The sequence below is a fragment of the Bradyrhizobium sp. 153 genome, from assembly GCF_023073835.1.
Lineage (GTDB): Bacteria > Pseudomonadota > Alphaproteobacteria > Rhizobiales > Xanthobacteraceae > Bradyrhizobium.
This window is the reverse complement of record NZ_JADPKH010000003.1, coordinates 40,856-49,779: the sequence shown is the minus strand read 5'-3', so window position 1 is coordinate 49,779 and position 8,924 is coordinate 40,856. Positions and strand designations below refer to the sequence as shown.

The 8,924-nt window shown below is 58.1% G+C and carries 8 protein-coding genes and 3 pseudogenes; 3 read left to right on the top strand and 8 right to left on the bottom strand.

All coding sequences use genetic code 11. The features are described 5' to 3' along the window. Positions 1-305: 305 nt before the first annotated feature. Positions 306-476, top strand: a pseudogene (locus IVA91_RS00470) (IS110 family transposase); the annotation flags it as partial. A gap of 100 nt (positions 477-576) precedes the next feature. On the opposite strand, the gene IVA91_RS00465 reads toward IVA91_RS00470, so the two are convergent. After that, the gene (locus IVA91_RS00465; protein ID WP_247458250.1) at positions 577-1,614 is read right to left on the bottom strand and encodes an MBL fold metallo-hydrolase; all 1,038 of its coding nucleotides are present in this window, start codon (positions 1,612-1,614) and stop codon (positions 577-579) included. 913 nt (positions 1,615-2,527) lie between these two features. Between IVA91_RS00465 and IVA91_RS00460 the strand changes: the two genes are divergently transcribed. Continuing rightward, complete coding sequence (locus tag IVA91_RS00460) at positions 2,528-3,964, top strand: MmgE/PrpD family protein (RefSeq protein ID WP_247458248.1); 1,437 nt, start codon at positions 2,528-2,530, stop codon at positions 3,962-3,964. 299 nt (positions 3,965-4,263) lie between these two features. On the opposite strand, the gene IVA91_RS00455 is transcribed toward IVA91_RS00460, so the two are convergent. The 3 genes and pseudogenes from IVA91_RS00455 to IVA91_RS00440 all read right to left on the bottom strand — a co-directional run bounded on the left by IVA91_RS00455 (position 4,264) and on the right by IVA91_RS00440 (position 5,904). Then, the gene (locus tag IVA91_RS00455) at positions 4,264-4,488 is read right to left on the bottom strand and encodes a hypothetical protein (RefSeq protein WP_247458247.1); all 225 of its coding nucleotides are present in this window, start codon (positions 4,486-4,488) and stop codon (positions 4,264-4,266) included. Beyond that, positions 4,485-5,590: pseudogene (locus IVA91_RS00450) on the bottom strand (IS5 family transposase). Before IVA91_RS00450 ends, IVA91_RS00455 begins: the two are co-directional and overlap by 4 nt. Positions 5,591-5,697: 107 nt before the next feature. Next, complete coding sequence (locus IVA91_RS00440) at positions 5,698-5,904, bottom strand: hypothetical protein (RefSeq protein ID WP_346015454.1); 207 nt, start codon at positions 5,902-5,904, stop codon at positions 5,698-5,700. A 112-nt stretch (positions 5,905-6,016) separates the two neighbouring features. Here IVA91_RS00440 and IVA91_RS00435 point away from each other — a divergent pair. Further along, positions 6,017-6,220: pseudogene (locus tag IVA91_RS00435) on the top strand (helix-turn-helix domain-containing protein); the annotation flags it as partial. Positions 6,221-6,699: 479 nt separating this feature from the next. On the opposite strand, the gene IVA91_RS00430 reads toward IVA91_RS00435, so the two are convergent. The 4 genes from IVA91_RS00430 to IVA91_RS37020 form a co-directional block, all read right to left on the bottom strand. Then, positions 6,700-6,888 (bottom strand): hypothetical protein, encoded by a 189-nt coding sequence (locus tag IVA91_RS00430; protein WP_247458244.1) that lies wholly within the window; start codon positions 6,886-6,888, stop codon positions 6,700-6,702. Positions 6,889-7,003: 115 nt separating this feature from the next. Beyond that, a complete protein-coding gene (locus tag IVA91_RS00425; RefSeq protein ID WP_247458242.1) occupies positions 7,004-7,453 on the bottom strand; it encodes an enoyl-CoA hydratase/isomerase family protein in 450 nt (149 codons plus the stop codon). A 105-nt stretch (positions 7,454-7,558) separates the two neighbouring features. Further along, positions 7,559-8,059: a hypothetical protein gene (locus tag IVA91_RS37025; protein ID WP_346015453.1), complete on the bottom strand. Its 501-nt coding sequence runs from the start codon at positions 8,057-8,059 to the stop codon at positions 7,559-7,561. Further along, complete coding sequence (locus tag IVA91_RS37020) at positions 8,053-8,838, bottom strand: AMP-binding protein (protein ID WP_346015452.1); 786 nt, start codon at positions 8,836-8,838, stop codon at positions 8,053-8,055. Before IVA91_RS37020 ends, IVA91_RS37025 begins: the two co-directional genes overlap by 7 nt. Between the last annotated feature and the right edge of the window lie 86 nt (positions 8,839-8,924).

Genomic DNA, 8,924 nt, shown 5'->3' with positions numbered 1-8,924 from the left:
ATGGACCTGCATCGCCTGATGACCTTGAAGCTAAATTTAAGGTCACACGCTTGGCGAATTACAGCGTGTCAGACAAGACGGCGCCCGCCGGATGCGTACGCGTACGCATCCGGTCAGCACCCCGGGCAGGCGCGCCGGTCAGCCGTGGCGCTCAGGCGGCAGCCGCTCTGGACTGTTGGGTCGCCTTCCAATTCCACGGGAGCAGGTCGGCGACTTTGTTGACGGGGTGGTCGACCGTGGCAACCGGTTGAAAGGATCGCCAGCCGCAGTGTCCGCATTTCTATTACGAAGGCTGGAACGCTGAGTATGGCCTTTATCGCTTGATCCGGTCGTTCGGCCATGAACGCACCGTGATTGCGCCACCGCTGGTCCTGAGCAAGCCGGGCGATCGCGTGAAGACAAACTGCCGTGACGTCGTTCCCCTCGCTCGGCTGGTACGCGCCGACGAGCTGACGGCAGTGTGCGCTCCAGATGATCAACGCCACAGCCCCAGCATGGGCCGTCCACTAATACGCTGAACCCGAGCGCATCAAAATGCTGATGTGGACGAAATGTGCGCTAACAATCAAGTGAAACTCAAGACCCGATCAGCCGGTACCAAGCGAGGCCGTCTCTTACCTCTCTCGCTATCTCCCCCACATGAATGAGGTAATTTAGGGACGCCACTGCTTCGCCCGTCGCTGTCCGGAATTGCTCCGGGTCAGCCTCGGAAATGCGGCGTCGGAATAGTGCGCCGAATGTATCAACAGCCCGGCGCGGCTGCTCAAGTAGCGCGCGCAACCGCTCCAGTCCCCTTCGTTTGCCTTGCAGTAGCTGCTCGATACGCGCGTGCAGACCAAGAAAGACATCCTGATGGGCTGGCGCAACGAGCACCTCGTCCGGCACGCGTTGCCTTAAGCACTCAAGCGAGGTGAACCATTCGGCCATCGGATTGGCCTCAGGCTGCAGCGGATACACGGAGACATTAGAGGAGATCCGCGGCAGAACCTGGTCGCCAGAGATCAGCAGCTTCAGCTCAGGACAGTACAGGCAACAGTGCTCTGGGGAATGTCCGCGGCCAGCGATCACCTCCCACGCGTGTTGGCCGATCTCTAATCTCATCCCGTCCTGCAGACGATGAAAGCTATCCGGCAAAGGATAAATCTGCGTCCCAAAATTGCCGAAGCGGAGTCGGTATCTCTCGACGGCCGCCTCGCTCCAACCAGCATTGCGGTAGAACTGCACGGCATCGGCAGGCGCCTCTCTGCCGCTGTCGGACATCAGCGTGCGGCACATCAGATATTCCAAGCTTGAGATCCATAGCTGCACGCCATGTCGTCGGGTGAGCCAGCCGGCTAGTCCGATATGGTCCGCGTCCATGTGCGTCACCAGTAGCTGCTTGAGCGGTCTGGTCAGTGGAGGCTTCGCGACCAGTTGCTCCCAGATACTCATCACCTCGTGGGTGCGCAATCCGGTGTCCACCAGCGCCCACCCGTCTCCATCGTCGATAACCCATACGTTGACATGGTCGAGACGGTGCGGCATCGGGAGTCGAATCCAGCGCACGCCCGGCGCAATTTCGGTGAACTCGCCTTGCGCTGGCGGGCTAAACGGGAAGATGAGCGAGTTGGTCATTATCGTGATAGCCCGATTTATGGCCTGATGAGATCAAGCATGCGGTGGTCGATCGTCATCCGACAACGAGACACGCTCCCGATGGCGCGAACGACGTCGGCGTTTTCACCTATGAGCAGGTGGTTCAAACATTTGTGGCGAGCAGGGGAACACTTCATGCAAGTCCGCATCCGATCAATCTGCAATAGCGCTGGCAATCAGTCGCATTCCGGAAAAGCTTTTGGCAGGCGGGCACTCATCCAGATCAACGTTGCGTATAAGCCTTTAAGGACCTCTCATGGCTCTGATCTTCCTAAATTATCGTTGCACTTCCCGCGACTTACAAATAGCGATGCTTGAAACCGCTCTCGACGGAGCCACCCGGGACTTCTGCCTTCTCAACACAACGATTCGCTAACATGCTTCCATACATCCCGGGAGAAGATCGCATCTGCTTCATAGCAATCCGACGTGCTGAAACGTTATGTCGGCGCTGGAGAATACAGCAGACATGAAGGAAGTCCCCCGCCACATCTGATAGGGGGCACGAGATTGCTCTCGCTTCAGATATAGGCTCAACTATCCCTTCGAAGATCTGAAAGCGCTTTTTGACGCACAGCGTCTCTAGTTGATGCGCTTGAGTGCAAAGAAACGCGACCGACCAGTACTCCGAGCTCTGGCTCCCACCATGGTAGATTTGGAGGATGCAAAAATCAATCAGCGTGTTTATCGCTTCACACCGTCTCGATGAGCAACGCTCCCTCGATCAATCTAATCGTACCCCGCGAAGTCGAAAAATCGCTTAGAAGAGAGAATTCGATACCCTGGCGAAGCAACCTCCGCGTAGCACCCACGTTATCGCCAAAGATAAGAGGCTCCTTTTGTCTTTTAGCGCAGCTCTTGGTTGTGCAGTATCCTCTCTCAGGAGACCTTGATGAAACATACCTCTACTGATCTGACCCGCGCGCTTGCGAAATTTGCCTCTAATCTAAAGCTGTCTGATGTGCCCACCAGCGTCAAAGCTGATGCTTGCCGTCTTCTGCTCGATTCGATCGGCTGCATGCTCGCTGCCAAGCACACGCGAATCACCCCGATCGCCTACGGCTTGGCAGATTTTCTAGGGGAGGGTAACATGGCGTCCATCGTGGGGCGCAAGCAGCGAGCGAGCCTTGCGGCGGCTGTGTATGCTAATGGCCGGCTTGCTAATTGTATGGACCTTGACGAGACATTTCCAGTCGGTCATCACTTCGGCGTGGGTGCGGTCGTTGCTGCGCTCGCGCTAACAGAAGCACACAAAGCAACCGGATCTGATTTCCTGCAGGCTCTGATCACGGGATATGAACTGGGCGGCCGCGTCGCGAGTGCATGTGGGGCGCCGATGTTCGTCAAGGATGGTCGCGTCACGGGCTCCCCTACTCTTTACAGTTGCTCTGCATCAGTTGTGTTCGCGGCGGCTGGCGCGGCCATCCAACTGATGGCGCAGGACGAGACTTTGGCTCAGCAAACGCTCGGTATAGCCGGCTCGAATACTCCGGTGCCCGCTTCGAGCAAGTGGGCCGAGTCGCAGGATCTGCCGGACTGCAAATACGTCGATGCAGGCTGGGCAAGCCTTGCCGGTGTGTTCGCTGCGCAGTCAGCAGCGCTTGGCGCGACAGGCTTTATTACGATTTTTGATGGCGATCGTGGCCTCATTAGAATGTGCGGCACGGAGCGCTTCGATCCCGACACGCTGGTCGGCGGCTTCGGCTCGCGATGGATGCTCACGGACATTACTTACAAGCCATGGCCGACCTGCCGATGGATCCATCAGCCGCTCACCGCACTAATCAAGGCTGCCGCTAAGGCCAATGTGGATCCTCTGGAAATTGAACGCGTCATCATCGGTACAAACATGTTACTATGTACTCCGCGTTTTACCAATCCTGCACCGCGCACGTTCTGTTCGCGGCAATTCAGCATCCCGCACGCAGTCGCGATGGCTCTGCTCAGCATTCCAGTCGGCCCCGCGTGGTTAGATGAGTCGCAGGACGACGATCAAAACGTGAGGGCGTTGCGAAAGAAAGTTTGCGTCGAAGACTGGGCCCCCGCAGAAGGGCAGGCAATCCATATTGTACGCGGGCAGGTGCGCAATATGCCTGCACGCGCCACGATCGTGATGCGCGACGGCACTCGCCTTGATGCGCAGACCGAGTTTGCGCTGGGCGACCCGTGGACGAGCGGCACAGCATACGGTGACGAACACGTAAGCGAAAAATTTCGGTTTGTAAGCGGACTGTCCGCGGCGCGCGCGAATGAGATAATCCAAACCGCATTAAACATCGAAATCCAACCAGACGTCGAATGTATTGTCTCGGTGCTGCGTGACGCTTAAGGTGAGTGGGGACAGTGCGCCGGCGCGGTCCGCCGCCTAGCCTCGCAAGCTCGCATAACTATCGCATATGGTGAGGGTATCTTGATCGGAGCAGATACCGACGTGGAAAAGTACAAGCTGTGTGGGTTGATCTGCCGAGGGCTGCAGGCATGCGCGATTGCGCGAACTCTCACGCCGCCGCTCAGTTCGAACACGCATGGCGAAAAACCTGGCAGGCTGTTGAAGAAGGCTTTGAACGGGGCGCGATGAATGGGATGTTGTCGCCGTTGAGGAGGCAGATCTCCCCTTCGAGTGAGCCGTCATCCTGCAGTTCGGCCCAGCCGTCCCCCCTCGGCTGGTTCCATTTCGTCGTTTCCCTGCCAGCCGAACTCGACCGTATCGCCGTGGCAGGCTCCATGAATGGAGCCAGTGAGGCAATCGAAGGCGAATTCGCCGCCGGCGTCATCGAACAGGATGTAGGCGCCCGCCAAGGCCATATCGTAGCCCGGCGTCTCGACGACCTGCCATCTGCCTCGAATGCTCATGCCGGTGCCGCCAGAAGCTTGGGAAGCCGGATCAGATTGTAGGCTGCAAGCGCCAGGACGAAGACGGCATCCACGCGGTCGCGGCCTCGCAGCTTGACCCTGGCCAAACCAGCGGAACTCTTGATCCAGCCGAAGACTTCTTCGATGCGTTTGCGGCAGCGTTGACTGACGTCGTAGCCGCTGTGACGCGTGGTACGCGCGTCGATTGCTGTCTTGCGCCGCTTGCCGGTCTTACTCAGATGTCCATCAATCGCGATGAGCGGCGTAACCGATCTATCTCTCAGGTCGTGCACGAACTGCGTGACATCATAGGCCTTATCCGCCCCCAGCGTGGTTCGCTTCGCGCACCTCCGCCTGTCGATCATGGCAAGCGCAATCTCCCGTTCGGCGGTGCCCGTCGCTTGGCTCACCCCACCCAAAACCGCTAAACCATTGCCGTTCTCCATCAGAGCATGGCCCATATAGCTCAGCTTGGCTGGCTGGCCGTCACCCTTCTTGTAGAGCCGCGCCTCAGGATCGGTCGTGCTCGCATGGGTCTCGTCGGAACGCTTCTCCTTGTGGAAGCTGCGCCCGGCGTTGCGTCCCGGACCATCCTCGTCTTTGTCGCTGCCATCCTTCTTTCGGAAGCTCTTGATCGAAGCCCAGGCTTCAATCAGCGTACCATCCACCGAGAAGTGATCGCTCGACAGCAGACGCTTGACCTTTGGCTGCGCCAAAAGCGCGTTCAGGAACTTGGCCGCAATCTCGCCTTCGAGCAGCCGGTCGCGGTTCTTCGAGAAGGTCGAATGGTCCCAAACCGCATCGTCCACCCCACAAGCCCAACGAACCAGCGGAACAGAAGATCGAACTCTATCCGTTCCATCAGATGCCGTTCCGAGCGAACGCCATAAAACGCCTGGAGGAGCATCGCCCGAAGCAACTTCTCCGGTGCGATCGAGGGGCGACCGAAGTCCGTATAGAGCTTGCCGAACTCCCCAGAAAGCTCGCCCAGCGTCGCATTCGCCAAGTCTCGGATCACCCGTAGCGGATGGCCGACGCGAACTCGAGCCTCCAGGTCCACATAACTGAAAAGCGAGCCGGACCGTTCGTCACTCCCCCGCATCGCGCGCTCCCCTAGTTAAATCCTGGTCCCAGGGAATCACGATACGAAGCGCTTCGCTACCCACTTCTTCAACAGCCTGCTAGGCTTCGTATTGACCAAGTGGTTCATCACAGTGATTTTGACGTTTTGATACCGCGCCATTCGAGGATCGGCAAGTTCTCGGGTGGCAGGAGAATCTCGATGCTTCGGGGAACACCGGGCTGACGGCGAATGAAGCCGTTTCGTTCGAGGGTGACGATCATCTGGTGGAATGACGGCGGGCTGACGCGGAAATGGCGCTGGATGTCGGCTTCGGCGGGCGGCTGTCCGAACATGTACGAATAGGTATGGATGAAAGCGAGGTAGTGTCCCTGTTCTCGGTGAAGCGCGTGCCTGATTTTTGACTCATCGTTGGATTCGTCCCGGCCTCCGACAAGGAGGCAAAGGATGAATGTACGTTATCGGGTCGAATCGAGCCAAGCCGATCGGGACGAACTGACGGCGATGCTCAGCGGCGGCAAGCACGCCGCCCGCAAGCTGAAGCGGGTGCAGATCTTGCTGGCGGCCGATGCCGGCAGCTACGACGCGGAGATTGTCCGAACCGTCCGGGTCAGCCCTTCCACCGTCGGCCGGACCAAGCGCCGCTTCGTGGGCGTACGCGCTGTATTGATCAGAAAAACGTCGGTACGGATTGGCTCAGGCGCCATTCCCTTGCAGATCAAGCGTAAGGTGCAGCGAGACCACAGCGCCTCCGGCAAGGGCCTCATTGAGCTCAGCCACTAAGGAGGGATGCGGCTTCGGTGTTTGATTCCAGGGCTCCGCCAAGCTCCGTATCTGAATATCATCGCAATAGTGATGCCGCGGCACTTAAAAGAGACGAAAGGATCTTCGAGGACAAGAACGTCTGCATTCGCCCGAGCGCGGTGCGGTCCGCCAGTCTAGTGTGAATATTGATTGAGATCGCAAGGTGTCCGTCGAATACCAGTAAGCTCGGTCTAGTTGATTGCCGATTAGGTTTCGCCGAATAAAGGTGCAGCCCTCAACACAAATTATCTTGCTGTGAGCTGCCTTCCTCGATTGTACTCTTGAGCTCTACAAGGGGATCATTAGTTACTGATTTCGCCGCGTCTTCATTTTGCGCGACTGCGTGCGAAGAACCGATTGATGCCGGTGTGTATGCTCTTGGACACCCGCGCATCAAGCCGCACAAGCGCCGCACGCGCGAAAGCCGCATCCAGCGAGGACTGCAGCGACGCCTGGAACCACAATTTAGTCTCCGTGAATGCGCTCGCCGGTTGCTCGGCGAGACGATTTGCCACGCGGCAGCTTCTTTGAACACTTGATCGCGCGCAACGATTCGATCGATCACCCCAAGTTGGCGCGCTTCGTCCGCGGATATAAAGCGTCCACTGGTGGCGAGCTCTTGCGCGCGGGTCACGCCAACGGACCAGGAAAGGATGGTCGAGCCTGTGATACACGAATCCCGGAACTCACTTCGGGGAGCCCCGAGCGGACCTTATCGTGGGCGATGCGGGCAGCCATCAGGAGGACTGCTTGGAAGCCGGATCCGACCGCAATGCCGTTGAGCGCAGCCACGAGCGGCTTCGGGAAAGTCTGAAGGGCTAGGTAGAAATCGCGGTAGGCCTCCATGCGGGCTTGAGCGTGCTCGGGCGTGGAGAGCCCGGCCTCCGCTAGATCGGCGCCAGCGCAGAATGCGTCGTTTCCAGCCCCAGTCACCACCACCGCGCGAACCGACGCATCGTCTGCCGCATCGCGAAGTGAGGCAGCCGGTTCGGCGCGCATCGCACTGCTCCACGCGTTTAGCTTCGCGGGCACGTCCAGCGTCACGACGAGAGTGCCGTCATTCGCTTCAAGTCTCAGCATAAGTCCTTCCTTTCTTTAGCAGTACAGTAAGATTAAGGGTATGTTGGTGGCGCACACATACGTTTGCCGACTCCTCCATGTTGACGGTTGAAGGCGCTTTTCTTCTCAAACAACCCGCGTTGGCTTGACACCGGCCTTCTCAGCGTCCCATGCGCTCTCAAGATCAATGACGATCTCTTTTTTTGATCCGTTGTGATGGGCGGCGGGGGAACTCGTCGACGAACTGGATGAAGCGTGGAACCTGATAGTAAGCGAGCTGTTCTGCGCAAAAGTTCGACATAATGAGCGGATCAGGCTTGCTCCCATGCGCAGCTTGATAACTGCCAGGATCTCCTGCTCTCCTAGAGCGGCATCGACTCCCATCACGGCAGACTCTTCGACTTCGGGTGCGGTATTAATCACGCGCTCCACCTCCCAAGCCGAAACGTTCTCACCACGACGGCGCATCGCGTCCTTCTTCCTCCCCATGAAGTAGAAATTTCCGTCCTCGTCGAGCATCCCTAGGTCGCCTGTGTAAACGCACCCGTCCCGCAGCACTTCCGCGGTCCTCTCCGGCTCGCCCCAATAACCAGTCATCACGAGGCCAGGCTCTTTCGGCTTCAACACGATCTCTCCGACACGCCTGGACCTACTTGCTTGCCCTGTTCATCAGCGATCCAGCTATCGAGCTGCTCGATGGGAGTACCGATCGAACCAATCACACCGCGCAATTTGATGTGAGTAAACATCTGCCCCTCGGTGAGGCCATAGCCTTCGCGTACCTTGAGGTCGAAGTGTTCTTCAAACTTGCGCCAGCTTTCTCTTGGGCAGGCTCCTCCCCAAGCTATCGAGACTTTGTTGTTACAGTCGCTCTCGGCCTGCGGCTGTGCTAAAATGATGTTTACCAGTCCGCCTAGATAGTGCAGCTTGGTTGCATCGGCCCGAGCGATCTCGTTCCACAAGCGCGAGGCACTAAAGCGCTCCACCATGTGGATCTTGAGCCCCCTTTGGAGCGCTACCATCACCACCTTCCAGGCGGCGCCATGGTAAAACGGCTCCCAGTGGAAGAAAACGTCCTCCCGCTGTGCATCCGAGATGATCGCAGTGTTTTTGCCTGCAACGTAATTAGAGCGTTCGGACTGGATAGCCCCTTTAGGTGCGCCTGTCGTCCCCGACGTGTAGTTGATCACGTACGGGTCATCCAGGGATCGCGCGACGGCGACGCGCGATGAGCGGCTGGTGCGCAGAAGCGCATCGAGGTGGAACTCACCCTGACGATCGACACCATCCTCGAACCACACTACCGACGGGCGATGAGGTATCACAGACAAGGCTTGCCGAATGGAATCGGAATGCACGCGATTGGCGAGCAGTGCGTGGCCTGCAGCTATTGAGCTGTAGCTCAAGTTTTTCGGTCCAATGTCATTCCACTTGAGAATGATGCTTGGTATCCAGAAAATGTTCCGAGACCGAGGCCGAAGCCGTCGTAACG

What these genes read in the sequence shown, in the direction of transcription:
- IVA91_RS00465 (WP_247458250.1), bottom strand. Translation starts at nt 1,614, where the DNA reads ATGACCAACTCGCTCATCTTCCCGTTTAGCCCGCCAGCGCAAGGCGAG.
- IVA91_RS00460 (WP_247458248.1), top strand. Translation starts at nt 2,528, where the DNA reads ATGAAACATACCTCTACTGATCTGACCCGCGCGCTTGCGAAATTTGCC.
- IVA91_RS00440 (WP_346015454.1), bottom strand. Translation starts at nt 5,904, where the DNA reads ATGTTCGGACAGCCGCCCGCCGAAGCCGACATCCAGCGCCATTTCCGC.
- IVA91_RS00425 (WP_247458242.1), bottom strand. Translation starts at nt 7,453, where the DNA reads ATGCTGAGACTTGAAGCGAATGACGGCACTCTCGTCGTGACGCTGGAC.
- IVA91_RS00455 (WP_247458247.1), bottom strand. Translation starts at nt 4,488, where the DNA reads ATGAGCATTCGAGGCAGATGGCAGGTCGTCGAGACGCCGGGCTACGAT.